Origin of the sequence: uncultured Amphritea sp., assembly GCF_937127095.1 — a bacterium.
In the GTDB taxonomy this organism is placed as follows: domain Bacteria; phylum Pseudomonadota; class Gammaproteobacteria; order Pseudomonadales; family Balneatricaceae; genus Amphritea.
In genome coordinates, this window is sequence record NZ_CAKZLP010000066.1 from 1 (window position 1) to 25,788 (window position 25,788).

Here is a 25,788-nt window from a genome sequence, read left to right on the forward strand (position 1 = left end):
TCCTTAAGCCATTTAAACACTGTTCCAACCCACGGCCAGCCACTCTGGTTGCTGGCTGAGCTGACCTATAAGTGTCCACTGCAGTGCCCTTACTGTGCCAATCCGGTGGATTTTGCCAGCAAGACCGGCGAGCTGACCACCGCTGAGTGGATCGACGTCTTTACGCAGGCGCGCGAACTGGGGGCCGCGCAGTTAGGCTTCTCCGGTGGTGAACCCCTGGTGCGTCAGGATCTGATTGAACTGATCAGGGAAGCGCGAAACCTTGGCTACTATTCCAATCTGATCACCTCCGGTGTGGGCTTGAATGAGCGCAAGATCGCTGATTTCCGTGAAGCGGGGCTGGATCATATCCAGGTCAGCTTTCAGGCGGCCGACCCGGAAGTGAACAACTTGCTGGCGGGTTCTGAAAAAGCGTTTAAACAGAAACTGGCGATGGCCCGAGAGGTCAAAGCCCAGGGCTATCCGATGGTGCTGAACTTTGTCACCCATCGGCATAATATCGATCAGATCGACCGTATTATCGAACTCTGTGTTGAACTGAAAGCGGATTACGTCGAACTGGCCACCTGTCAGTATTATGGCTGGGCGTATGAAAACCGTAACGATCTGCTACCCACCCGGGCGCAACTGGAACGGGCGGAGCGGATCACCAATGAGTACCGTGACCGGCTGGCGGCGGAAGGCAATCCGATCAAGATTATCTTTGTTACCCCTGACTATTACGAAGAGCGCCCCAAAGGCTGCATGAATGGCTGGGGCCAGGTGTTTCTGACGGTCACACCGGATGGTACCGCGCTACCTTGCCACAGCGCGCGGATGCTGCCGATTGAGTTCCCCAATGTGCGGGAGCAGAGTATCGAGCAGATCTGGAACCAGTCCAATGGTTTCAATCATTTCCGTGGCTATGAGTGGATGAAAGAGCCGTGCCGTAGCTGTGATGAAAAAGAGAAGGATTTTGGTGGCTGCCGCTGTCAGGCCTTTATGATGACCGGCGATGCCAACAATACCGACCCGGTGTGCAGTAAATCACCCCATCACGATCTGATTATTCAGGCCCGGGAGGAGGCTGAACTACCCTCCCACAAAGAACCGATCTACCGTAACGAGCGCAACTCAAAGGTGTTCTGCAAAGGCTGATATGATAGCCTGATGCTCTCAACAGCCTGAGCGGATGCGACCGGTTATGCCCAAGTATGGTTTTTTTGAATCCTCCCTCAGCGCCGCTAATGCGGTGGCGGCGGGGCTGGAATATGGTCAGCTACACGCCTGTGAACAGGGGCTTTTCTGGGTCGAATACCGGCCTGCCGATGGTGGCCGCAATCTGCTGATGCAGCGCAGCTGGGAAGGCGAAACCACCTGTCTTACGCCCAGTGATTTTAGCGTCCGCAGCGGTGTCTATGAGTACGGTGGCAAAAGCTGGTGTGTAGCCGGTCAGCAGATCGCTTTTGTGAATGCCTCTGATCAGCAGATCTGGCTGCAGAGCGTTCAACAGCCTCCACGACAACTCACCGACACCCCCGATTGCCGCTATGGCGACCTGCTATATGATCCACACTTTCAACGTATCCTCGCCGTTCAGGAACAAGCCACCGATGATCCCACCCAACCGACACACCGGCTGATTGCGGTTGATCTCGTCAGCGGGCAGGTGATTGTTCTGGCAAACGGTGATGATTTTTATGCCGGCCCGGTAATCAGTCATGATGGACGTAGACTTGCCTGGATTAGCTGGAATCATCCTCATATGCCCTGGGTGAGCACCCGACTCAATCTCGCCAATATCAATACAGACGGATCTTTAATTGAGCATCGTATTGTCGCGGGAAAGGTAACCCAGGAATCAATTCAGCAGCCGCGATTCACACAGGATAGCGCACTGGTCGCCATCAGTGATAAAAGTGGTTGGTGGAATTTATACCGTTATCTATTTGATGAGACGAATAGTGAAGGCGAAGTGCCTGAGTCCGGTTTAACAGAGGGAAGGGAGCGGGCAGTATCAGAACCAGGGATTGTCCGGCCGGTCTGGTCCCGGTCTAACGATTTCGGTATTCCCCAGTGGCAGCTGGGTGTGTCGACCTGGGATCAGCTTGATGAAAAGCGCTGGGTCGCCGGTTATATGCAGCAGGGGGAGGGGCGCCTAGCCGTCGGCGTGCTAGCGGCAGATCAGCACGCAATAATTGAAGAGCAGCAGCTGGCGTCTGACTACAACCTGTTTCGTCATATCAGCTGCTTTCGTGGCCGTATCTACTGTATTGCCTCGGCTAAAAACCGCACCGCAGCCATACTCGAACTGTCGCCGAACAGCGATCTTATTGCGGGCTCCGGTGTTACCGTTATTGCCGGTGGTTCAGAACCTGTGCTGAAACCCGTTCAGCCACAACCAGTGAGCTACCCTGTGGCCGGTGAAACGGCCTATGGTTTTGTTTATCTGCCGCAATCTCCCGTTGAGAGCGACAAAAAACCACCCCTGATTGTTTTCAGTCACGGCGGCCCAACCGCAGCAGCCTATCCGGTGTACAACCCGAAGATCCAGTTCTGGACCAGCCGAGGCTTTGCGGTCATCGATATTAATTATCGGGGCAGCACCGGCTACGGACGTGATTACCGGCTGCGATTAGCCCGCAGTTGGGGGGAGACCGACTGGCAGGATGCTGAAGCTGCGGTTGATTATCTGGCGGCGGAAGGCCTGATCGACGCGGATAATGTCTTTATCAGAGGCAGTAGCGCTGGCGGTTATACCACCCTCTGTGCGCTAATATTCAGTGACCGGTTTAAAGGCGGGGCCAGCTATTATGGTGTCAGTGATCCGCTAGCGTTAACCCGCGACACCCATAAATTTGAAAGCCACTATTTAGACTGGCTGATCGGCGATCCGCAAAAAGATGCCGACCTTTATAACCAGCGCAGCCCGCTGGAACACGCCGAACAGATTCAATGCCCGATGATCTTCTTCCAGGGCGGCAAAGACCGGGTCGTGGTGCCGCAGCAGACCGAGGTGATGGTGAACGCCCTGCAGCAGCAGAATATCCCGGTTGAATATCACCTTTACCCTGCCGAGCAGCACGGCTTTCGTCAGGCGGAAAATCAGATTCACAGTCTCGATGCCGAACTGAAATTTTATCGGGGTCTTCTGACCTGATGCGCTAATCTTCTGGTACAATGCGCGACTTTACAACATCGTCTTTAATCCTGCTGCCATTAGGCAGAGGCATCGTGACTAACTGTCATGAATAAATTACCGGAGTGATCATGAGTACAGAACAAGCCCTACGGGATCGCAGCGAATCTAAATGTGAGCTGTGCAGCGCGACTGATAACCTGAGCGTTTACGAAGTGCCGCCGGGTTCACTGGGTGGCGTCGATGACTCTGTACTGGTATGCAGCACCTGTAAAGGTCAGATCGAAAACCCGGAAACCACCGATGCTAACCACTGGCGTTGTCTGAACGACAGCATGTGGAGCCAGGTGCCAGCGGTGCAGGTGGTCGCATGGCGTATGCTCAACCGTCTCAAGAGCGAAGGCTGGCCGCAGGATCTGCTGGATATGATGTATCTGGATGATGAAACCTCACTCTGGGCAAAAGCCACCGGTGATCATCTGGATGACTCTGAAAAAGTGATCCACCGCGATAGCAATGGCGCGACCCTGGAAGCCGGCGATAACGTCGTGCTGATCAAAGATCTCGATGTGAAAGGTGCAGGTTTCACCGCCAAACGCGGCACCGCAGTGCGGGGCATCTCACTGGTGCAGGACAACGCAGAACATATCGAAGGCCGCGTCAACGGCACCCGGATTGTTATTCTGACCAAGTTTGTCAAGAAATCCTGATTCGGTTGTGAATGCTAAGAACGCGCCTCGGGGCGCGTTTTTTGTTTCCTCCAAAGTAGATAATCCCCTGGAAGTTATCATTTGTTTAGGTAGATAGTTTATTTTATTCTGTCCAGCGGTTATGCTCATTTAATCGTTACAGAAGACTCGTTTTGCTGCTTAGATATTTTGCAAAACATAATAAAAACAAAGGGATAGGTTGAAAGCACCGGTGCGATATTAAGCCGGGTGAGGAATGCATATGCGCATTCTCGTTTTTATTTTAAAGGAGATCGCGATGTTCATAAATTCCTCTTTACTATCTGATAGTTATCATCCCTTTAGGCAATTCAGCTCGGCATGCATATGCGCGGGCGTAGTATTAAAATGTTAGCATCATGGAGGCAGTAGATGGGTTTTCTCAATAAATTTTCTGGGTTCCGCTGGAGCCTTTATATTGTCCAAAACGGAAACCAATTAACTTATGCCATGCATGAGCACTCCGTATTGCGAATGATAGGTTATGTAATGGGTCGCTTTGCTAACGATGGAAGGCCTGTCGAACCGTGGAGCATCCATCTGAATTTCAACCACAAACATCAGTCCATAAAGTTAGGGCCTGAGCATTTCACTCCAGACGGAGAAAACGTAACGCCGCTCCTCATACAGCAAATCGAGTCCATAGACCCTGGCTGGAAGGTCAAAGGTGGAGAGCCAGTGTTTGAGGAGGTCTCAACAAAGGAGCGTATTAAGATTACTGACCATGCCCCTGGGGAAATAGACCTTCAGTCAATGCTTGACAATATCGATAAACCCCGTGAATTGACCTTTTTCAGGGTATTGGATGCAGTCTTTGGAAAAAAATGCTAACACTGCATTCGAGTGGGACGCGCCAAAAAGCGGCGCGCCCCTCAATTTGGACGTGTGTGCCAGGCATGGCACTTAACTAGCGAGGTGAAAGTCCTCGTACCAGGTATTCGCAGAGCCGAAGGTTAGCCAAAGGGCAAGGTTAGTTCCGTGAGGGGCTGGCTGGAGGAAGCCCAAGGCAAAATCGCGGGGCGATGAACAAGAACCGGATATGAGGTGTGACATAAGTGGGGCCATCGGGCACGTGACCGCTAAGCCCTCCATCTGCATTTGGCTTATGTTTTATAAATCCGGCGTCTACGCGAGGAAAGTTAAGTGTCTTACCCTGGGAGGTCTGTACTGTGTTGAAGGAACAACTGATGCTGAAGCAATTCAGCGTGAACGCAATACAGAAGTCAGCAGAGGGCATAGTAGGTATCACTCTCGATACCGAAGGCCTGAATGTGAACGGGGTCAGGTCTTGCATTTTGCAAACATACTACTAAGTTGAATGGTAGGTAACTATCAGGATTTGTGTTGTGGCTCGACCCTTAAGAATTGAATTTGCAGGCGCGCTGTATCACGTTACGGCCAGAGGGAATGCGCGAGCGCCCATTTATTTCTCAGATGAAGATCGCGATGCATTCTTAACATTGCTTGCAGAGGTATGTAATCGTTTTAACTGGGCATGTCATGCCTACTGTCTGATGGATAATCATTACCATTTATTAATTGAAACGGCAGATGCAAACCTTTCTAAAGGAATGCGCCAGTTGAATGGCGTGTTTACCCAATACATCAATAGAACTCATAGTCGGGTAGGACATCTTTTTCAGGGGCGATACAAAGCTATTCTGGTTGAGAAAGATAGCTACCTGCAGGAATTGAGTCGTTACATTGCTCTTAACCCTGTACGGGCAAGAATGGTGTACAACGCAGAAGAGTGGCCATGGAGTAGTTACCGTGCAATGGTGGGATTAAGTGAGCCCCGTAGCTGTTTGACGCTTGAAGCGGTGCTGTCAGTGTTTGGGTTAAAACAGGAAAAAGCGCAACAGGTGTACCGTCTATTTGTTGATGACGGCCTTAATCAGCCTTCACCCTGGGAGGAATTAAAAAATCAGGTCTATCTGGGTTCGGATGCTTTTGTCGACGAGGTTCAATGCCAATTGAAACCTGATCAGTCATTAGAAGAGATTCCGCGCTTGCAGAAAAGCGGACCACTGAAGGCACTATCCTATTATGCAAAAAAATATCCTGATCGAAACGAAGCAATGATCAAGGCCTATCAAAGTCAGCACTATACGCTGAAAGAGATAGGGGAGCATTTCGGAATCAGTTATTCGACGGTAAGCAGGGCGGTGAACAGAGATGCAAAATGCAAGACTTGACCCCCGTTTCCCCCCCTTTTCTGAGGATGGTCTTAAAGGTATGCATTCCCACGCAGGAGCGTGGGAACGAGTTAATAAGTAAATAAAACCCCTTGTACACTGCGCGATCTAGCGCTTGTTCTAGCAAGCGCAGAGCGCGTTCTGGCTACTGCTCTTTTAATTATTGAGCGCTTTGCACTTCGTGTGCGATATTCTGGCGTAACTCCATTGGCAGGTGAAGAGCATCACCCAGGCGATCCAGATAACGCCGTTCCTCGTCGGTATCGAGATCAATCGCTAGCATTGATGCCAGGTAGATCTCTGTGGCCTGTTCATCGTTCTCAGACAGACGTGCAATCATGATAGGGTCACTGTCTGCACGTAGTTGTTGTATCAGGAACTGCTGTTCTTCTGGGCCAATACCAAGATCGCTGATCTGTTGTTCGATCCGGGTGCGTTCGGTTGCGTCGATATGACCGTCTGCCTTGGCGGCACTAATCATTGCCCTTACCAGGATCAGGCGCATGTCTTCGCCTTGTTGGGTCTGTTTCTCTTCGGCCAGATCAAAGATACTGCCGACGGGTGCAGCAGGAAGGGCAGCAGACTGATTGTAGGTGACACCTGAGTTAGAGGTTACGCCAGATGTTTGCGCAACGCTCTGTGGTTGTGCTGTGGCCTGGTTTTCCTGATAGTTGCGCCAGGCTTTGTAAGCCATTCCACCAACCGCTGCGATTCCACCATATTTGATTGCCTTCCCGCCCATCTTGCGGGCTTTTTTGTTGGACAGTAACATGGCGGCTAATCCTCCGGCAGCAACACCACCCAGTAATCCACCTGGCATAGAACCGGATTTGGCAGTTGTCACTGCTTTATCGATTCCACTACCCGCGGTGCCCATAATGCTGTTTAAGAGTGAGTTAACATCCATGGTTGAGAGCCTCTAGCAATTTTGTCGGTCTATAAAAAGATAAGAATGCAGTTGAATAAAATCAAGTCTGCATACTTAGTCCCTGAAAGTGCTGACTAGTTCACCAACACTCAACCAGTTTCCACGGTTTATAGGGGTTAACGGGGTATAAATCCAGTTAACAGGAGTCAACGTTTTCTGGCTTTATAGCAGGGCAGGTAAAGCAGGGGTGCTAAATCAGAGTTATTGATCGGATAAGGCTTTGCCAACGGTGGCATTTATGGAAAAGCCAGCGTGATGGAGTAGAGTTGATATCAGTAAATGTTGTGGCTTGTATGAACAACGGGTGATGGCTAAGGTTGCATAGCAAGGCTAAATTTGTTCGCTGACGATCCAGGTTGTCTGGTTGTATCAGGACTCGTTTTACCCGCTAAAGTTAGGTGTTCGCCCGCAGTTTTTTGCGTAGGTGTTAAATGGACAACAGCCGTTGCTCCCATCAGTTCTGTTAGTTAAAACCTGAATCGGTATATAGCTCGTTTTGACGTAAGGAGTTCTTTTGTGACAGTGATTCGAGAGATGGGTATTTCTGATTATGATGCTGTTATCCATTTGTGGGGGGAGACTGAACATATGTCTCTGCGGGATGCTGACTCGCAGCACAGTATTGGCGTCTATCTACAGCGCAACCCGGGACTGAGTTTTGTTGCTGCAGATAACAACGTGGTGATTGGTGCTGTTCTGGTGGGTACTGATGGTCGGCGTGGCTATCTGCAGCATTTGGCAGTGTCTTGCGAACATCGCGGGCAGGGGATAGGCCGTCAACTCGTTGCTGCATCGGTTAAAGCGCTGGCAGCGATGGGTATCGCTAAAACCCATCTGTTTGTGTATCGCGAGAATGTTAAGGCGCAGACGTTTTATCAACAGTCAGGCTGGTTTTTGCGGGATGATGTGAGTATGTATTCATTTAACAGTTCAGTTAACGATAATGTTTAGGCCGCGCTAAATAAAAACGAATGAGGGCAAAGAGACGCTGGCATGTACAACAGCGTTTGCAGGGAATCTTTATGAGTGATATCAAATTTACTAAAGAGGAGACTGACCGCATTGTCAGTCATGTTAAAAAATACTTTAACGATGAACTGGACCGGGAGATCGGTGGTTTTGAAGCGGAGTTTCTGATCGACTTCTTTGCCAGGCAGATCGGCCCCGCGTTTTATAATCGGGGTTTGTCCGATGCGCGGGTGATCTTTGCAGAAAAGGCCGATGAGATCGGTTATCTGGTTGAGGAACTGGAGAAACCGGTAAGTTAATAAGCCGCCAGTTTATGAGGTGTTATTTTGAGCGAAAAAATCTTAGAAAAGCAGGGCCCAAGCCCTGACGATAAGTCCCCCATGAAGGGGTTCCCTCAGGTGGGCTATCTGAAGCACTACATCACCTCTGACAATATCATTGTGGGTGACTATACCTACTATGATGATCCCGAAGGCCCTGAACGCTTTGAAACCAATGTGCTTTACCACTTTCCTTTTATTGGTGACAAACTGGTGATTGGCCGGTTTTGTGCCATCGCGAAAGATGTGCAGTTCATTATGAACGGTGCTAACCATCAGCAGTCTGGCTTTTCTACCTACCCATTCTATATCTTCGGCAATGGCTGGGAGAAGGTGATGCCGCAAGCCGATGCGCTGCCCTATAAAGGTGATACCGAGATTGGCAATGATGTCTGGATCGGCTATGAAGCCACTATTATGCCGGGGGTTAAGGTCGGCAGTGGGGCGATAATTGGCAGTAAATCGGTGGTGGTGAGTGATGTTCCCGCCTACAGTGTGGTCGGGGGCAACCCTGCGAGAGTGATCCGGTATCGTTTTGATGCGCAGACCATCGCTGAATTATTGGCAATCGCCTGGTGGGACTGGAGTGCTGAGAAAATCAGCAACAATCTGCCAGCGATAGTGGGCTGTGATCTTGCAGAGCTGCAACGTATAAGTCAGGGCTGATTGGTTGACCCGCAGGCGTCGCAGTAGAGAATAGAAAAAAGTTTGCGGCAAAAGAGAGCCAGCCTTTAGCTCGTGTCGCTAACCAAAGGCTGGCCTGTCGGGATGTCTCCCGGCTTTGTGTGTGATGCACCGCTCGTTATGAGCGCCGCGTTAAAACATTAACGCACCTTTTCTAACGTAGCGGCTTCGGTATGGGTGAACTCTTTACCATAGATATTGAGTTGCGTTGTTTGTGTGTAGGACAGCGTGTCTGCAGCAATATCCAGCGTCATGGAATATGCCTGGCTGGTGGCATTTTTGCTCATATAGGAGGACTCAGCGATACCTCTCTGGGGCGCTGTCAGTGTCATTTTCACGCCCGCTGCTCCTTCCGCGACAACACAGACCGCTCTGGGCACGCAGAAGGAGTTATAGACCATCTGGTTCTTTTTGTCGTAAATCAGATAGCCCCGCTGGTCATGAAATTTTGCATCATCACGCTGTCTGAAGACCTCTTGTTTGTAGTAGATCGCAACCAGAGACTGGTCACTGGCATTGACCGCGTCAGCCGCCGCTTCAAATGTTCTGACTTCGTAGTAGGGTTCTATGGCTTTGCCGCCTTCACCCACGGCTGAGCCTGTTCTTCCGGGGGCGATGTCTACGCCGGGTGTTACGCTTTTCCATGTACCGATTAATGGTTGTAGTGGCCCAAAGTCAACGTCCTGAGCGATAGCCGGTGTGGTACAGGACAGTGAGAGAGTGATAGTCGTCAGAGCTATCGCAGGTAGGTGTCTAAACGTTTTCATCGGAATTTCCATTTTGATGTTGATAGGTAGTATCACCTTGCTGCCACTACACTTGATTAAAAAACCAAACAAAAATGAACTCAAACTTGCAGTGGTAGTCAGTAGGTGAGACCGATGTTATGTCATTACTCTCGGTTGCTATATGGGAGTTACGTCCCTGTGGTTTTTTTAAGTATTTGATTTCAAAGCATAGGATGTTTGTCACATGCTCTGAATGTTAAATAATCAGGCACTCGCTCAGGCAGTAAGGATGCTGAGTAATGGAGACATAATGGTCGAGGCAGACAAGTGGAACGTCCTTATCCGGGTTTTTTTTGTATTAATTGTTATCACCAGTTTTTCGGATATCGTCGCGGATGTGTTGCAGGGGGCGAATGTCCTGCATATTGTGCAAGAGTCAGTGGTGTTTGTATTTGCGCTCTCTCTGTTGCTGCTGTTGTTTTTGAATACCCGGGCGCATGAACAGCGCAATGCACAACTGCTGGTTGACCTTGAAGCGGCAAAAATCCATTCAGCCCAGGCCTCTGAAGAGCTGGTGAGTGCCAAGCGTATGTTTGGTGAGGAGATAGCGAAACAATTTATAAAATGGGAGCTAACCGAAAGCGAGTCTGATATCGCCCTGTTTACCCTCAAGGGCTTTAGCGCTAAAGAGATTGCGGATTTCAGGAATACCTCTGAAAAAACCGTGCGTAATCAGCTCACCAGTGTTTATAAAAAATCCGGGACTACGAGTAAGGTTAGTTTTACCGCCTGGTTTATGGAGGACTTGTGGTAACTGTCAGATCAAGTCTGAATGAGTACTACGGACGCTTAACGTGCTGAATAATGCAGTTTATCGGCAGCCCGTTTTACTTTTAGCCGATTGCGCCAGCTGATCACCTGAACATCGCGCCGTATCCCTCTTCGCTTAGCACCTGTCGAACCGTTGGCCGGGTTAACAGCGTCTGGTAATAGTGTTTACAGCTCTCGGGCAGCGGCTGATTGATCCGGTCGGCCCAGAACATCACATAAAACAGCGCTGCATCGGCAATCGAGAAACGATCAAACAGCAACTCTCTTCCGGCTAAGACCGGTTCAAGCAGGGCAAACGCGTTAGCGATAATCTCTTTTCCCTGTTGTTTAATGGCATCATATCCGGCACCGTTGTCTAATCCCGGCAGGCTGTATCGGTCAGGGGTGAAAATACGGGTAAAGCCCTGCCCATGAATGGTGTTGACGGCATAGCTCATCAACTCCAGCGTCCTGCATTCCGCTGCGATATCAGTGGGCAGTAATGCTTTTTTTGGGTTCTGCCGGGCGATCCACCAGGCCATCGACTGGAAATCAGTCAGCACCAGGTCATCATCGGAGATCAGCACCGGAATGGTGCCTTTGGGGTTGAGCTGAAGATACTCCGGGGTTTTATTGTCGCCCGCCATGAGGTCCACCAGATGAACTTCAAAAATAGCCTCCACCTCTTTCAGTAAAATATGGATCGCCGTGCTGCATGACCCGGGTGTCATATAAAATTTCATCGTCATAGGTTCATTCCCCGATAGACTGAACAGCGTTTAAAGACGTCCAGTGTCGGTGTCAGTTGTTTTTGCTGACAGAACTTGCCTGCCAGTTTGGTTAAGCCTTTTATCTCCCGACCGGTTGCCGTCGGGAAGGTATCCGCCAGTTCGGGAATCAGTTCCGCTTCAACCTGCAGCCCGAACTGCTGCGTCATCACCTGCCAGATTTTGATCCGGTCATCCCGCTCGGGTGGCTGGTAATTGATCATGGCGATACAGCGGGAGATAATTGCTTCATCGATATCATCGATGCGGTTGGTGGTGAGAAACAGCAGACCGTTAAAGTATTCCAGTACCCGCAGAAATACCCCGACCACCGCATTGGATGACAAGCTGTCACTGCGGCGGCGGATATAGACATCGGCTTCGTCGATCAGCATAACGGCCCCCCAGCGCTGAGCGCGGATCAGGGTGTCTTTTAATGTTTTCTCCATCTCCGCCACATTCAGGCCCAACTGACCGGAGTGCACCCGATACAGCGGACGCCGGATAATTTCTGAATAGACCTCTGCCGTGAGAGTCTTACCGACACCCGCAGGGCCTGCACATAACACCGTGGTGCCTCCTGATTTACCGGCGATAATATCATCCATCAGCAGATCCATTTCGGCAGTGAGGATGTCGATCAGGTCGATCTGCTCGGGGGGCAGAACCAACTTATCTTTCAGTTCTGGTTGATACTGATAGGGCGTCATGTTGTCGACATGCACCCAGACATGGTGGTGCAGATCGAGATGGAACATCAACATATAGCCGTGTACCGGCAGTTCGGTGAACAGGTCTTTAGGAATCTCAGCGTTCGACTGCTCGGTTTGTTTTTCCATCTTTTCATCATAACGGCTGCTTTTACCTGCACGGCGAAGAAAGCCGCCGAGAATGTCCCCCGAGGCTTCCAGTGTGAGTACCCGATTGGTGATCATATCCTCATCATTTACCAGCCGAGCCTGGCCACCGCCGGATGACAATACCACCACATTCTTGCGGGTCCAGTCGCTGCTGCGATGGCTGGCAGAGGGGTCTTCGGTATAGATGCCGGTGCCACTGGCAGAGAACTGCTCGCCATAGCGTGCGCGCCAGTTGAAATATCGCTCAACTGATTCATCATAGGCGGCCATCAGCTCCAGGTTCTCTTTGATATAGCCTTTATTCAGAAAAATCTCGCTAATGCTGTGATTGGTCAGGTCCCGGGTGCGAATAACTATGTTCTCAATCGCCACCGTGCCTTTTGAGTTGGCTTTCAATTCAAGCAGAATACGGCCCGATTCCTCTTCGCCGGGGGGCGTGTAATCAAGCCGGGTAATCAGGTAGGCCATGGTTTTACCCGCACCGGTGACCCTGAACAACCAGCCTCGCAGCGCATCTTTGATCAGATATCGGGCGATATCCGGCATCAGCCGTTCCAGGTCATCGGGGCCATAGCGGGTCTCATGGTCACTGCGAGAACGCTGTATTGTCTTCAGCAGGGCTGCCTGCGGTTGCATCGATGGGCCGGACTGACAATACAAGCTGTACAGTTAGTTCAACTGGGCGTCGCTCAATTGGGTGAACGAGACCTCCGCTTTATTACCAAAGCGTAGCTGTTCCTTCAGCGTTCCTAAAACCGGAAACTCTGCCACCATAGCTTCGACGTAACTTTTTCCAATCTGTAGTTTCATTGTTACCTCCGGGGTCTATGGTTAGGTTTTCATGATGGGTTAATTGCTCCTGACAGACGGTGAGCCGTTTTGCAGGTTGTGGATTTTCTATCTGCGTAGCCACTGCGGCGTTAAAAACAGGCTCAAATCGGTCATTTATGAGGTATAAACTCCCTCATTTCGCCCGTTTTTGCCTTGCATTGGCGTCCTCGAAAACGAAACTCCCACTTTCTGTTTAAGTGAGACAGCAAGATAGGTGCCACTAAAAACGGTTGTTAACTTATTGTTTTATATGACAGCAGCCAGCTGAGAAATGTGCTGTTTAAGACAAAGGCGTTGGCTTTTGTGAGCTTGAAGCTGAACCTGTAGGAGGCAGGTAACGATATGCTATGCTGCGTTAGAGTGAAAATTCTTCGATTAACTCATGGGGCTTTGGCTCAGATTATAGCTATGAATTATTTTGCCTACGGATCAAATATGTCTCTGGCACGACTGCGGCAGCGGGTGCCCGGTGCCCGGGTTATCGGCTGTTATTTTCTTGATGGCTATGATCTGCGTTTTCATAAAGCGGGTCAGGATGGTTCAGCAAAGTGTGATGCGTTTTATACCGGCAGTGATGATCGTATTTACGGTGTCCTGTTTGATATACCGCTGTCAGAGAAGCCCGCGCTTGACCGGGCTGAAGGGTTGGGGGTGGGGTATGGTGAGAAAGTTGTGTCGTTGCAAAATGAACCGGGTGAGCAGCTTGAGGCGATAACTTACTTCGCACTGCAGATCGACCCTTCACTCAAACCTTATGACTGGTATGTAAACCATCTGTTGGTAGGGGCCAGGGAAGCGAAGTTGCCGGTTGAGTATATCGACAGGATCGAGCGGGTTGTGTCTGTCGAGGATGCGGATTCAGCCAGGGATTACCGCGAGAGAGCGATATATACTGAGGCCAGGGCGAACGCTTAATTATCAGGAGCTTATCAAGAGCTTTATAAGAAGGAAGACGGATATGGATAACCTGAGAATGCTGATTCACTATAAAGCCTGGGCTGATGCGGAGTTATTTGGATGTGTTGCAGAGCTTTCCCCTGAACAACGTCAACAGCCACAGCCGATCTTCTTTGGCAGTCTGATCCGTACAATGAACCATTGTTACCTGATGGATCGGGTGTGGAAAGCGAACCTGACCGGTCAGCAGCATGGTATTACGTCAAGAAACCCGCGGGATTGCCCCGATTTTTCATCTTTGCACACACAGCAAATGGCGTTGAACCAACGGTTGATTGAGTATATGAAAACGCTGACAGCGCCTGAGTCCACTGAAGATGTTGAGTTTGAGTTCATAGGGGGCGGGCACGCTAAGATGACCCGGTCAGAGATGCTTTATCATCTGGTGAATCACAGCACCTATCATCGGGGCCATGTGGCCGATATGTTGTATCATTTTGGTCTGTCTCCCCCAACGACTGATCTGCCGGTTTATATCCGTCTGGTCAGAGAGGGCGCTCTGATTTAGGAACCACTTTATGATGATGCGTGCGTCTATATTCTTGAGGGGCAAGCTGAGGCAACCATTGGCGATAGCGTTACTGCTTAGTGACGCTGAAACGGTTTTACATAAGTATAGAGAGATGGGCCGGTTGAGTTTGATGTTCCCGCGCTTATCGTCGGTGGTGTGAAGGTCTGATCCGGGCGATAATCCGGGCAATAGCGCCACAGTTAATAATTTATATCTGCAGTCAGCGGAAACAGGAGTTGCGATGATCAGAGGTAGCTGCCTGTGCGGCAAGGTAAAGTATCAAATTAGCGGTCGGCCAGGTGCGATTGTTCATTGCCATTGCCAGACCTGTCGTAAGGCGCACGGTGCTGCCTTTTCGAGTGTCTCTGCGGTTCAGGACAAGGACTTTCATCTGCTGGGGCAAGGCGTGCTGAAATCCTTTGAGTCCTCCCCCGGTAAACACCGTTTCTTTTGTCCTGAGTGCGGTACTCAGATCTACGCTAAACGGGATAATACCGAGCATGTTATTTTGCGTCTGGGATCGCTGGACGATGACCCGCAGGTTGCTGAAGAGAAGCATATCTGGGTATCGCAGCAGGCGCCCTGGTATGCCATTCACAATAATCTGCCAGAGCATGATGAGTTTTAGCCATTGGGCGTTATTGCGATTCTTAACAGCGAATAGGAATGAAACGAGTTGAGTGCTGTCGTTTTAGGGCAGCTCTCAGTGGTGCAGTAATAGTCAAGGTGTGGATTAGACATGTCGCACCGCTGTTCCGGTGTAAAAGGTGGAATGCCGCAGGAGGATTAGCGATCAGGGGATCGTTGACGTGCATGCTCCTGTTGATGCTAAAAAATTAGTCGGAATCGATGATGAATACGTGTGGAAGACAGGTCAATGGTATCCCTCAGTCTGTCGGTAATGGTCATTGACGTTATGGCATCGTATATTGAAAATGCCATGGGGCAGTGTTTCGGCTGATCTGGATTCAGGATAACAAACGCTATGATTGATACGAGTATTAAACTGCTATTCAGCGGCTTAGCCATCGGCCTGACGTTTGTCGCTTTTGTGCCTTATATCCGCTCGATACTGGCCGGATCGACCCGCCCTCATGTTTTTTCCTGGTTTATCTGGGGTATCACAACCGTTATTGTTTTTTTCGCGCAGCTTGAAGCAAAAGGGGGGATCGGTGCCTGGCCGATCGGTATCTCCGGCGCTATAACCGTCGGCGTGGCGATACTGGCATTTACGAAGCGTGCCGATATCAGCATTACTCGCACCGACTGGCTGTTCTTCAGTGCCGCACTGGCCTCTTTACCGTTCTGGTATCTGACCTCGGACCCGCTGTGGACCGTTGTAGTGTTGACGATTGTCGACCTGCTGGGGTTTGGCCCGACTATTCGTAAAGCCTATGCGTTTCCCCATCAGGAGAGTCAGTTATTCTTCCTGTCGTTTATGCTGCGAAACTGTTTTGCGATTCTGGCACTGGAGAGTTACTCCGTGACGACGGTGCTGTTTCCCCTTTCGATTGCACTGGCCTGTACCGCTTTACTGATAATTGTGGCCTGGCGGCGCAAGGCTGTCTTTGCTTAAGACCAGGCTTGTCTGAGATTAATCTTATATGCCCAGCTTCTTAAGCTGGTGCTGCTTCGTTATAAGATTACCCTGATCGGCTATAGAGTGACTATGATGAAAAAAATCTGTTCCATCAGGAGAGGTTGTACCTTCCTGTGTGCCGTTCTTTGCTATACAAGCCTTCTATTCACAGCCACTAGCTTCGCAGGGGAGGCCGATGTTGTGCAGGTGACGGTCAGTAAAACCGGGAACCATCGCTATGACTTCAGTGTGACAGTAAGCCACGACGACAGTGGCTGGAATTACTATGCTGATAAGTGGAAGTCGTTGATTCAAAAGGTAATATTTTAGCTACCCGAAGACTGCTTCATCCCCACGTAGGGGAGCAACCCTTTACCCGAACGCTGTCCGGTGTAGATATTCCAGCGGCTATTACTCGGGTGAATGTGCAAGCCCATGATCTGGTTCATCTGTATGGTGGCGCGGTGAAAAGTGTTGACCTGCCAGAGTAATAATGTGGCTAACCCTGGTATGACGGTTCAGTGTTAGTCTGCTAAGTGCGAGTAACTGTCTAATTTCAGATGTTTTTCTGAAATTGTTTTATTGACCTGAGGCCTTGTGAATTATCGTGTTGACGTTAAAATGAAATCCATTCTAACAGGGCGCGACAGGGAAATTTGCAGATGTCAGATCAATTTAAAGTTGTCTTCAGCGGGAAAATTACTGAAGGTTTCGACGCTGAAACGGTAATCTCTGCATTTGCCGAAAAATTCAGATGCAGTGAAGCGAAGGCACGTGCTCTGGTTTTAGCAGGCAAGGAAACCGTCATCAAAAGTGACCTGGATAAGGCTAAGGCTGAAAAGTACCGGTCAGTACTCGTTGCCATGGGACTTGAGACTGAACTGGTTGCGCTGCAACCGGTTACTAAGCCTTCTATGGCATTTGAGCTGGAGGGTGATGAGCCTGTCAGCAACAACGATGTTTCTGTCCCGGCTGCTAATTCGCAATCCTGCCCTAAATGCGGCTCTAAACAGACAGCAGATGACCGCTGCTTAGACTGCAAAATTGTTATCTCCAAGTACGTTGCGATCCAGGAGACTGGTCAGGCATTTACCGCAGCGCCTGTTAAAAGCGCTGTAGACGCTGCACCTGCTGATAATATATCTGCCGCTTTCTCTGGAAACTCATCCTCAGCTTCGTTTGATTACAACGCAACCGCTGCAACGGATAACCCTTATCAGGCTCCTGAGGCTGATCTGAGCCAGGAGTATGAAGAGGGTGAACTGACGGATCCTGTTTCCGTGCCTATGTCCCATGGCTGGTTTTGGCTGTCAGAAGGATTTGGACACTTTAAGAGTAATCCTGTTGCCTGGATTGTTGCGATTGTTATCTGGGTTATTATCTCTTCAGTGCTGAGTTTTATTCCTTTTGTCGGTTCCCTGGCCGTCACGTTACTATCGCCTGTTATCACTGCCGGTTTTATGTTGGGGTGTCAGTCGCAGGAAGAGGGTGGGGATTTCACTATCGCTCACCTCTTCAGTGGCTTCAGTAAAAATACCGGGCAGCTATTTTTAGTTGGATTGCTCTATCTGGTTGCAGTGATTGTGGTGATGGTCGTGATTGGCCTGTTTGCCGGAGGTGCTGTCTTTATGTTGGGCGCGGGTAACCCTGAAATGATGGGCTCGGGCATGATGTCAGCAATAATGTTGCCTGTTCTGTTAGGTTCTCTGGCTATGTTTCCGGTTCTGATGGCATATTGGTTTGCACCTGCACTGGTTGTTTTGAACGACATGTCCGCGATAGAGGCGATGAAACTGAGTTTTAGTGCCTGTTTAAAAAATATCCTGCCGGGAATCCTTTATTTTATTTCAGCGGCCGTGTTGATGATCATTGGTGCTATTCCTTTTGGTTTAGGTTTGCTGGTGGTTGTACCTATGATGGCCGCCTCAGTCTACAGAGGATATCGCGAGATTTTCTACAGCTAAGCTGTACGTAATCTGATGACCGAGTGTGCTCTAAAACCTCTGACTGACACCGTCAGACGTCACGAAACTCCTGAAGGTATCCAGCTTGAGCTGCGACTGGCGGGGCCTGTGGTGCGTGCCTGTGCCTGGAGCATCGATATGCTGATCCGGGCAATACTGTATGCTCTGGTTTCAGGTGTTTTTGCCTTTTTCGGCGGTGTCGGCACCTCCGTGATGCTAATCATGTTTTTCCTCATCGAATGGTTTTATCCGGTTGCGTTTGAACTGTATAACGGCGCTTCCCCGGGTAAGAAGTCGATGGGGCTGGTGGTTATTCAGGACAACGGTACGCCAGTGACATTCTCCGCCTCATTTATTCGCAATCTTCTCCGGGCCGCCGATTTTCTGCCATTCCTTTATGCCGCTGGCTTGCTGTCGATGCTCCTTAACAGAAATTTTCAGCGTCTTGGCGACCTGGCCGCAGGTACATTGGTTGTCTATCGGGAAAACGATCTGGTACGGGTTAAACTGGCGGATGCTGAGGCTATTCGCCCCCCGGTTGATTTGAGCGTTGACGAACAGCGGGAGTTGATCCGTTTTGCCGAGCGTTGCCCTCAGTTGAGTCAGGAGCGGCAGATTGAGCTGGCAACGTCGCTCTATCCGGTAACCGGAAAGCGGGGAGCTGCGGCCGTGAACGAGATACTGGGATATGCAGCCTGGCTTACCCGGGGGAGTCGATGAAGCAGGAGCAGTTTGAGCAACGTTATCAGCCACTATGGCAACGTTTGGATCAACAGCTAGGGCAGTTAGAGCGGTTTCGTCTGCGTCGTGCAGCAGATGAGTTACCCGCAGATCTGCCGCAACTCTATCGTCAGTTGTGTAATCATTATGCGCTCTCCCGGACGCGTCGCTACAGTCCTCAACTTGTTGAGTTTCTTCACCGGCTGGTGCTGCGTGGTCATCAGCAACTTTATACCCGTCGCGGTGCCTGGTTGTGGCGGTTGATGATCTTTATCGCCAAAGACTTTCCGTCTAGTTTGCGGCGCAATATTCGCTATTTCTGGGTCTCGTTGGCGCTGTTCCTGCTGCCAGCACTGCTGGTGGGTAGCTACTGTTTTTTCGATGATACTTTCATCCATAGCCTGATGAGTACTGCTCAAGTCAGTAACATGGAGGAGATGTATCGTCCGGACAATGCCCGTCCCGGACGCACTCTTGAGCGCAGCGCCGACTCCGATTTTGCTATGTTTGGCTTCTATATCTATAACAATATTGGTATCGGCTTTCGCACTTTCGCGATGGGAGTTCTGGCCGGGGTCGGTACTGTTTTTACCCTGCTTTATAACGGCATCTCGATTGGTGGCGTGGCGGGTCATCTGTCCGGACTGGGTTACACTGAAACATTCTGGGCATTTGTCTGTGGTCATTCATCGTTGGAACTAACGGCGATTGTGATCTGTGGGTCTGCTGGTCTGATGATTGGTCGGGGGGTGATCAGTCCCGGTCGCTACAGTCGGCTGGATGCGATCAAACTGCAGGCTGGCAAAGCGGTTCCGCTGGTGATGGGGGCGGGTCTGATGTTGCTGGGGGCCGCTTTTATTGAGGCATTCTGGTCAGCCAGCAGCCTGCCAAATTCGGTTAAATATGTCGCCGCTATCATCCTCTGGGTCATCATGATTCTGTACTTTATTTTTGCGGGCAGGGGGACGAGTGGAGCTCGATAAACTCGAAATATCCCTGCGTCGACGGACATCCTGGGAAGCGATTGATCTGGGGTTTGCACTGGCGCGGCGATGGTTTATGCCGCTCTGGTTGCTCTGGCTAAGCAGTGCTGTGCCACTGGGGCTGATTCTGTTCTTTTTTTTATATGATGAGCTCGGTTGGTTGATGCTGATTATCTGGTGGTTTAAACCGTTGTACGAGCCACCACTGATGTTCTGGTTAAGCCGGGCTGTGTTTGGCGAACAGCTGCCGGTGAAAACAGTACTGCGGCAATGGTGGTCAGTGGTCAGACCGCAGTTGTTGCTTAACCTCACCTTGCGTCGTTTCAATCCCTCCCGATCCTTTACGCTGCCGGTGGCGCTGTTGGAGCAACTAAGAGGCGCGGCACGCCGTGATCGTCTGCGGGTGCTGGGACGAAACCAGAGTGCGGCTGCCTGGCTGACAGTGATCGGTATCCATCTGGAAACAGTGTTGCAGATGGCTTTTATCACAGTTGTTTTTATGCTGATTCCGGAAGACCTGCGCTGGACCAGTTTCGGTGACCTGTTTATGGCTCCGGGAAAACTAGGGGACTGGTTGCAGTTTGCCGGCGCTTTGTTCTGTCTGTCGATTATTGCACCGTTCTATGTGGCAGCCGGGTTTACTCTTTACCTGAATCGCCGTAGTGAGCTGGAAGCCTGGGATATCGAGATAAACTTCCGGCGCACCAGCGAACGCTTTAAAAGCGAATCTTCCCGTCGTTCACTGACTGGCGTTGCATCTTTGGTGCTGGCGGCTGTTATGGTGTTCGTCGTTCCGCTGATCAGTACACCTGTAGATGCGGCTCAGCAGGTTAGCGCCCGGGATGCCAGACCGCTGATCGAGCACGTACTGGAGGATGAAGCCTTTGGTCGTTATGAACAGACGCACCGCTGGGAATACGTTGGTCAGCCTGAATCGAACAGCAGTACCGATAACAGGTTTCTTCGCTGGCTTGAAAACTTACTCAAAGGTATGGACACGACCGCTGCTGACACAAACAAAACAGGTATCAACCTGGTTGAGCTGGGAAAAATACTGGTCTGGATTATTGGTATTGCGTTGGTAGTTTTTCTGATTTATCAGATTATAAATAACAGCCAGTGGTTCAGCGACTTTCAGAGCCGTAGGGTGCGTCAGGAAAAAAACAAGCCGGTTGAGCTTTTTGGTCTGGACTTGCGTCCCGACCAGTTACCGGATGACCCGGCTGCTGAAGCGCGGCGACTGGTCGCACAAGGGGCTTTCCGTGAGGCGCTGAGTCTGCTTTATCGTGGTGCACTGGTCTATCTGGTGACTCAGGAATATATAGAGATACCTGATAGTGCTACTGAGGGCGAGTGTGAACGTCTGGTCAGAAACTACCGAAGTAAAGCCGAAGCAGACTATTTTAATACCCTGACGAACCACTGGTTGCGGATGGCCTATGGCCATATTGTCCCGGCGGAAGAACCCGTGATTATGCTGTGTCAGCAATGGCAGGAGGTATACGGCAATGTTGAAAGCTAACCGTGTTCTCCTCTGGCTGCTAGCCGGGTTAATACTGATAGGTGGCGTTTGGTATACGCAGTGGTTTTACAAAAACTTCGAAAAGGTCACCGAGGAGCAGCGGGTCGATATCTCGCCTGCTGCGCTGCGTAACCCTTTCCTGGCCGCCGAGCGCTTTTTGACCGCGCTTGAGTACGAAACAGAGAGTTTTCGTGCCCGGGATCTGGTTGCCGTGTTGCCGCCAACCAGCGATGCGCTGCTGGTTCGCCGTATGCCGTCGGAGATGAGTGACCAGCAGATTGAAACTCTTGATCAATGGGTCGAAGCGGGTGGTGTGCTGATTTTGGCGCCAGAGTATTTCTATGAAGAAGACGAGACCAATAATCCGTTTCTGGATTATCTCGGGGTGCAAATGCTGGCACCTGAATCAGTGGACGAGGAGCCCGCTGACAGCGACTCAGCGCAGGACGTTACCGGCAATACGGCCGGGAGTTCGGCTTATCTGCCGGTTAAACTATCCCTGGCCGGTGAAGCGGAGCCGGTTACTGTCAGTTTTCGGCGGGGCCGTATTCTCAGAGATAGTGGGGAGTGGGCGTCTGAAAAGTATGGTTCTGAACAGGGGGCAAACTATCTCAAGTTAGCCTTTGGTCAGGGGCGTGTGCTGGTGCTGAGTGACCTGGATCTGTTTACCAATGAGCGGATTAACGAAGACGATAATGCTTTTTTGCTGAGCTACCTGGTGGCCGGCAGTCGCAAGGTCTGGTTGCAGTACAGTATTGATGCAGTGCCACTGCCGCAGCTTTTATGGCAGAAAATCCCATTTGTTGTCTGCGCACTAATCGTGCTCTTACTGCTGATGGGCTGGCGTTTGTTTCTCTACACCGGCCCCCGTCTGACGCTGCAAAATTTGCAGCGGCGCAATCTGTTAGAGCACATCGATGCCACCGCCAGTTATGCCTGGCGGATCGACCGGGGTTATAGCCTGTTTGAGAACAACCGCAAGGCGCTGGAGCAGTCATGGCGCAAGCGCCATCCGGCGCTTAACTCGATGGATAACAGTCAGCGGGCTGCATGGATCGGTGAGAAAACCGGCATGGTGGCCAGCGCGGTAGAGCGGAGTCTGTATCATACGATTGCAAAAGATCAGGATTTTATTAAAGCAACGCTGGTTCTGCAGCAGCTGGCCAGTAGCTTAAAACAGCGGGAGTTAAGATGAACGAATCGCAGGGACAGGATCAACTGTCAGACAAAGTGCTGCGCAAACTCGGGCAGCTGGAGCAGGAGATCGGTAAGGCGGTAATTGGACAGCGTCAGGTTATCCGGGATACCACCATTGCACTGCTGGCAGGTGGCCATGTGTTGGTTGAAGGGGTTCCCGGGCTGGGTAAAACCCTGCTGGTTCGCAGTCTGGCCGCCGCTGTGGGAGGCGTGTTCAACCGGGTGCAGTTCACCCCGGATCTGATGCCCAGCGATATCAGCGGCCACATTATGTTTGATCGTAAAACCGACTCATTCCGGGTACGCAAGGGGCCGGTATTCTGTAACTTCCTGCTGGCGGATGAGATCAACCGGGCACCGGCGAAAACTCAATCTGCACTGCTGGAAGTGATGCAGGAGCAGCAGGTGACTATCGAAGGGCAGACCTATGAGCTGCAGCTGCCGTTTCTGGCGCTGGCAACGCAGAACCCGATCGAGCAGGAGGGCACCTACCCCTTGCCACAGGCGCAGCTTGACCGTTTTCTGCTGAAAGTCTATATCGATTACCCGAGCGTGGATGAAGAGCTGCAGATGGTGAAACAGATCACCTCAGATTCCGTGGCCAATAAACTTGATGTGTCATCCATTCAGGAGGTGCTGAAGCCTGAAGAGATTCTCAGTTTACAGCGCTATACCTCGAAACTGGAGGTTGATGAGCAGATTGTCGCCTATGCGGTGAATATCGTCAGGGCAACCCGTGACTGGAGTGGTATTGAAACCGGTAGTGGCCCGCGGGGCAGTATTGCGTTGCTACGTGCGGGCCGTGCCAATGCGGTGCTGTCTGGGCGGCGGTTTGTTACCCCTGATGATATTAAAGCCGTGGCCCCGGCGGTGTTGCGCCACCGGATTAAACTCAGCGCCGACCTTGAGATAGAGGGGTATCAGCCGGATGATGTCCTCAAGGATATTCTCAGCAACGTGCAGGCTCCCCGGGTATGATTCCATCCCGCCGATCAGTGCTGCTGGTCACTGTTATTCTGCTGCTTGCGCTGCTTGCCTCGTTCTGGCCATCGCTTGAGCTGCTGCGTGATCTGACTGCGGCAATGGTTGCCGGGGCACTGCTGCTGGACTTTTTATTGCACCGGCGAGAACCGGCTGCCGAAGTGAGTCGGAAACTACGCGGGAGTATTCCCGTAGGCGTCTGGAGTGACGTCAGGTTGCAGGTGACCAATTACACCGGTCGCCCGCAGTGGCTAACACTGCATGACCATCATCCATCTGAATACGCGGTTGAAGGTCTGCCGCTGCAACTCAGTTTACCTGCGCAGCGTACAGCCAGAGCCACCTATCGGGTACGACCCGATCAGCGCGGAGACGGTCAGTTTGATGGCGTCGATCTGGTCAGTGTGTCGCCGTTCGGGTTATGGCAGCGTAAGCAGTTTGTTGCCCTGGCTGAGACGGTTAAGGTATATCCCAACTTTCGTGCCGTCAGTCAGTACACCCTGTTGGCCACCGATAATCAACTGAGCCAGCTGGGCATCAAACATCAGCTACGTCGCGGTGAAGGTAATGATTTTCATCAGTTGCGAGAGTACCGTGCCGGTGATTCGCTGCGCCAGATCGATTGGAAAGCCACCTCGCGTTATCACAAACTGATCTCCAGGGAGTATCAGGATGAGCGTGATCAGCAGATCCTGTTTATGCTCGATTGCGGTCGGCGGATGCGTCACCGTGAAGAGGATGGCGGCCATTTGGATCAGGCGTTGAACTCGATGTTACTACTTGCCTATGTGGCGGCAGAGCAGGGTGATGCGGTTGGTTTTCATACCTTTGGTGGGGTACAGCGCTGGTTTCCTCCGGTGAAAGGCACCTCTGTGGTGCGGCAGATGATTTCCGGTACATACGACATTGAAGCAACTCTGGAAGCCGCAGACTATCTGGAAGCCGCCCGTGAGCTAATGCCGTTACAGCGGCGTCGGGCGCTGATTGTACTGGTGACTAATACCCGCGATGAAGACAGTGAAGATCTGGTTACCGCGGTGCGGTTGTTGTCCCGCCGCCATCTGGTTGTGGTGGCCGATCTGCGGGAGCAGATCCTCGACACGGCGCAGGCCGCACGGGTGTCAGATCTGGATTCAGCGCTGCGCTTTCATGGCGTGCAGGAGTATCTCGAAAGCCGCGCCCAGAATCATGAAAAACTGCGCCACCAGGGAGCGATGCCAATGGATCTGCTGGCCAGGCAGCTGCCGGTCGCGCTGGTTAACCAATACTTAACCGTTAAGGCATCGGGGCGGTTGTAAGGGTTTTTACCCTAAAGTGTATGGATAATTCAGCTACCAGACGCCTGATATTATCTTGAAAAACCAGCGAGCGAGAAACGGATATCTTGATGCCGCTGACCAGTAATAATTCCGACAGTTTCTGATAAGTGTATTTTTTGTTGCCAGCATCCGGTAATCGAAGTCAGTAAAAAATAAAACGTTTCTGGCTCGTTTAGCCAATTGGGTTTCAACAGAAAGATCGTTTTTCATCAGCGCTTTTGCAAGCGTTATCCCGTCCCAGATTGCCAGATTTAAGCCTTGCCCCCCGACCGGTGACTGAACATGCGCAGCATCGCCAATCAGCCAGAAGCATTTTACTCTGGGACTTAATACCCGGCGTAGTGAAACTTTAAACGCCCGTTCATATTTGATTTCAGCGTCGCTAAAGTGCTCTTTCAGTCGCACACCTGCGCCGGGGGCGTTAAGAATCCCTTGTACCGTTCCTAACGCGGGCTGAGAAAGAAATAACCCGACGCCATCCGATTGGAGGTGAAGTTTTGCCTGAAGTGAAGAGGGCCATTGACGCGTGTTTATTTCAGCGACGGACCACTGTTCGGGGTATTCTCTGCCCTTGAAGGGGACTTCCAACGCACGACGTACTCTACTGTGGGCACCATCAGCACCGATCACCCACTTAAACTCACCGAGTTCTTCTGTGTTGCACTCATTCCTGATTAACCTGACGGTGGCGGTATCGCTGTTTTTAATAATCGAAACGAACTGAATGCCATATTCGACCTGCACTCCCATTTCTGCAAGACGGTGTTCTAATATTTTCTCGAGTTCGCCCTGAGGGAACAGATGGGCTGGTTGTTTACCTTTAATAGCGGGAACACTTACATTCGAAATAAGTTTAGCATCATCGTAGAAAGCAAAATTACTCATGGGAATCGTGTCGGCAATCGAACGTGGGGATATTTGAAATTTATCTAACTGGTTCCAGACCCCCTGTGCAATTCCAGTCGCTTTTTCAATCATCGATCTGCCGGGACGTTGATCTATTAAGCGAACTTTGAACCCATGATCTATGCATTCAAGTGCAAACGCTAATCCACTGGCTCCTGCGCCAATGACTAATATTGCTTCATTATCATCATCCATACACTGCATCCTTGTT

The 25,788-nt window shown here is 50.9% G+C and carries 27 protein-coding genes; 21 read left to right on the forward strand and 6 right to left on the reverse strand.

Translation table 11 applies throughout. The features are described 5' to 3' along the window. From pqqE to Q0499_RS16375, 5 genes are all read left to right on the forward strand, one after another. On the forward strand, positions 1-1,137 hold a 1,137-nt coding region (gene pqqE, locus Q0499_RS16355), incomplete at its 5' end, for a pyrroloquinoline quinone biosynthesis protein PqqE (protein WP_299201320.1). A gap of 46 nt (positions 1,138-1,183) precedes the next feature. After that, a complete protein-coding gene (locus tag Q0499_RS16360; RefSeq protein WP_299201323.1) occupies positions 1,184-3,139 on the forward strand; it encodes a S9 family peptidase in 1,956 nt (651 codons plus the stop codon). A gap of 110 nt (positions 3,140-3,249) precedes the next feature. Continuing rightward, positions 3,250-3,828: an alkylphosphonate utilization protein gene (locus Q0499_RS16365; protein WP_299201327.1), complete on the forward strand. Its 579-nt coding sequence runs from the start codon at positions 3,250-3,252 to the stop codon at positions 3,826-3,828. A gap of 390 nt (positions 3,829-4,218) precedes the next feature. Next, a complete protein-coding gene (locus tag Q0499_RS16370) occupies positions 4,219-4,677 on the forward strand; it encodes a hypothetical protein (protein ID WP_299201330.1) in 459 nt (152 codons plus the stop codon). 515 nt (positions 4,678-5,192) lie between these two features. Continuing rightward, positions 5,193-6,041: a transposase gene (locus Q0499_RS16375; protein ID WP_299201333.1), complete on the forward strand. Its 849-nt coding sequence runs from the start codon at positions 5,193-5,195 to the stop codon at positions 6,039-6,041. 160 nt (positions 6,042-6,201) lie between these two features. Here Q0499_RS16375 and Q0499_RS16380 read toward each other — a convergent pair whose 3' ends face one another. Next, a complete protein-coding gene (locus Q0499_RS16380) occupies positions 6,202-6,948 on the reverse strand; it encodes a DUF533 domain-containing protein (RefSeq protein WP_299201336.1) in 747 nt (248 codons plus the stop codon). 537 nt (positions 6,949-7,485) lie between these two features. On the opposite strand from Q0499_RS16380, the gene Q0499_RS16385 reads away from it, so the two are divergent. From Q0499_RS16385 to Q0499_RS16395, 3 genes are all read left to right on the forward strand, one after another. Further along, the gene (locus Q0499_RS16385) at positions 7,486-7,920 is read left to right on the forward strand and encodes a GNAT family N-acetyltransferase (protein ID WP_299201339.1); all 435 of its coding nucleotides are present in this window, start codon (positions 7,486-7,488) and stop codon (positions 7,918-7,920) included. 71 nt (positions 7,921-7,991) lie between these two features. After that, positions 7,992-8,237: a DUF2164 domain-containing protein gene (locus tag Q0499_RS16390; protein WP_299201342.1), complete on the forward strand. Its 246-nt coding sequence runs from the start codon at positions 7,992-7,994 to the stop codon at positions 8,235-8,237. A gap of 27 nt (positions 8,238-8,264) precedes the next feature. After that, a complete protein-coding gene (locus Q0499_RS16395; protein WP_299201345.1) occupies positions 8,265-8,924 on the forward strand; it encodes a Vat family streptogramin A O-acetyltransferase in 660 nt (219 codons plus the stop codon). Between the two features lie 158 nt (positions 8,925-9,082). On the opposite strand, the gene Q0499_RS16400 is transcribed toward Q0499_RS16395, so the two are convergent. Next, positions 9,083-9,709 (reverse strand): heme-binding beta-barrel domain-containing protein, encoded by a 627-nt coding sequence (locus Q0499_RS16400; RefSeq protein WP_299201348.1) that lies wholly within the window; start codon positions 9,707-9,709, stop codon positions 9,083-9,085. Positions 9,710-9,959: 250 nt separating this feature from the next. Between Q0499_RS16400 and Q0499_RS16405 the strand changes: the two genes are divergently transcribed. Beyond that, positions 9,960-10,484 (forward strand): helix-turn-helix transcriptional regulator, encoded by a 525-nt coding sequence (locus tag Q0499_RS16405; RefSeq protein ID WP_299201351.1) that lies wholly within the window; start codon positions 9,960-9,962, stop codon positions 10,482-10,484. Between the two features lie 100 nt (positions 10,485-10,584). Here Q0499_RS16405 and Q0499_RS16410 read toward each other — a convergent pair whose 3' ends face one another. Genes Q0499_RS16410 through Q0499_RS16420 form a run of 3 tightly spaced genes read right to left on the reverse strand, consistent with a single transcriptional unit; the run spans position 10,585 to position 12,917 of the window. Further along, the gene (locus Q0499_RS16410) at positions 10,585-11,229 is read right to left on the reverse strand and encodes a glutathione S-transferase C-terminal domain-containing protein (RefSeq protein ID WP_299201354.1); all 645 of its coding nucleotides are present in this window, start codon (positions 11,227-11,229) and stop codon (positions 10,585-10,587) included. Continuing rightward, entirely contained in the window at positions 11,226-12,743 is a 1,518-nt protein-coding gene (locus Q0499_RS16415; protein WP_299201357.1) for an ATP-binding protein, read from the reverse strand. The genes Q0499_RS16410 and Q0499_RS16415 overlap by 4 nt, the downstream gene beginning before the upstream one ends. Before the next feature lie 33 nt (positions 12,744-12,776). Beyond that, positions 12,777-12,917, reverse strand: a complete 141-nt coding sequence (locus tag Q0499_RS16420; RefSeq protein ID WP_299201360.1) for a hypothetical protein — start codon at positions 12,915-12,917, stop codon at positions 12,777-12,779. Between the two features lie 429 nt (positions 12,918-13,346). On the opposite strand from Q0499_RS16420, the gene Q0499_RS16425 reads away from it, so the two are divergent. The 12 genes from Q0499_RS16425 to Q0499_RS16480 all read left to right on the forward strand — a co-directional run bounded on the left by Q0499_RS16425 (position 13,347) and on the right by Q0499_RS16480 (position 24,650). After that, a complete protein-coding gene (locus Q0499_RS16425; protein ID WP_299201363.1) occupies positions 13,347-13,853 on the forward strand; it encodes a gamma-glutamylcyclotransferase family protein in 507 nt (168 codons plus the stop codon). 43 nt (positions 13,854-13,896) lie between these two features. Beyond that, complete coding sequence (locus Q0499_RS16430) at positions 13,897-14,403, forward strand: DinB family protein (protein WP_299201366.1); 507 nt, start codon at positions 13,897-13,899, stop codon at positions 14,401-14,403. Between the two features lie 244 nt (positions 14,404-14,647). After that, on the forward strand, positions 14,648-15,034 hold the full coding sequence (locus Q0499_RS16435) for a GFA family protein (protein ID WP_299201369.1): 387 nt from the start codon (positions 14,648-14,650) through the stop codon (positions 15,032-15,034). 357 nt (positions 15,035-15,391) lie between these two features. Continuing rightward, positions 15,392-15,982 carry a hypothetical protein gene (locus tag Q0499_RS16440; protein WP_299201371.1) on the forward strand — a complete coding sequence of 197 codons (591 nt, stop codon included), beginning with the start codon at positions 15,392-15,394 and terminating at the stop codon, positions 15,980-15,982. A 299-nt stretch (positions 15,983-16,281) separates the two neighbouring features. Further along, a complete protein-coding gene (locus tag Q0499_RS16445) occupies positions 16,282-16,476 on the forward strand; it encodes a hypothetical protein (protein ID WP_299201374.1) in 195 nt (64 codons plus the stop codon). Positions 16,477-16,647: 171 nt separating this feature from the next. Further along, positions 16,648-17,949, forward strand: coding sequence for a BPSS1780 family membrane protein (locus Q0499_RS16450; RefSeq protein ID WP_299201377.1), 1,302 nt, complete (start codon positions 16,648-16,650; stop codon positions 17,947-17,949). 15 nt (positions 17,950-17,964) lie between these two features. Then, positions 17,965-18,669 (forward strand): RDD family protein, encoded by a 705-nt coding sequence (locus Q0499_RS16455; protein WP_299201380.1) that lies wholly within the window; start codon positions 17,965-17,967, stop codon positions 18,667-18,669. After that, positions 18,666-19,652 carry a stage II sporulation protein M gene (locus tag Q0499_RS16460; RefSeq protein WP_299201383.1) on the forward strand — a complete coding sequence of 329 codons (987 nt, stop codon included), beginning with the start codon at positions 18,666-18,668 and terminating at the stop codon, positions 19,650-19,652. Before Q0499_RS16455 ends, Q0499_RS16460 begins: the two co-directional genes overlap by 4 nt. Beyond that, positions 19,639-21,174: a hypothetical protein gene (locus Q0499_RS16465; RefSeq protein ID WP_299201419.1), complete on the forward strand. Its 1,536-nt coding sequence runs from the start codon at positions 19,639-19,641 to the stop codon at positions 21,172-21,174. The genes Q0499_RS16460 and Q0499_RS16465 overlap by 14 nt, the downstream gene beginning before the upstream one ends. Next, positions 21,161-22,369, forward strand: coding sequence for a DUF4350 domain-containing protein (locus Q0499_RS16470; protein ID WP_299201422.1), 1,209 nt, complete (start codon positions 21,161-21,163; stop codon positions 22,367-22,369). The genes Q0499_RS16465 and Q0499_RS16470 overlap by 14 nt, the downstream gene beginning before the upstream one ends. Then, positions 22,366-23,349, forward strand: a complete 984-nt coding sequence (locus tag Q0499_RS16475; protein WP_299201424.1) for a MoxR family ATPase — start codon at positions 22,366-22,368, stop codon at positions 23,347-23,349. The genes Q0499_RS16470 and Q0499_RS16475 overlap by 4 nt, the downstream gene beginning before the upstream one ends. Next, positions 23,346-24,650: a DUF58 domain-containing protein gene (locus tag Q0499_RS16480; RefSeq protein ID WP_299201427.1), complete on the forward strand. Its 1,305-nt coding sequence runs from the start codon at positions 23,346-23,348 to the stop codon at positions 24,648-24,650. The genes Q0499_RS16475 and Q0499_RS16480 overlap by 4 nt, the downstream gene beginning before the upstream one ends. Positions 24,651-24,683: 33 nt before the next feature. On the opposite strand, the gene Q0499_RS16485 is transcribed toward Q0499_RS16480, so the two are convergent. Further along, complete coding sequence (locus Q0499_RS16485; RefSeq protein WP_299201430.1) at positions 24,684-25,772, reverse strand: NAD(P)/FAD-dependent oxidoreductase; 1,089 nt, start codon at positions 25,770-25,772, stop codon at positions 24,684-24,686. Positions 25,773-25,788: the final 16 nt, after the last annotated feature.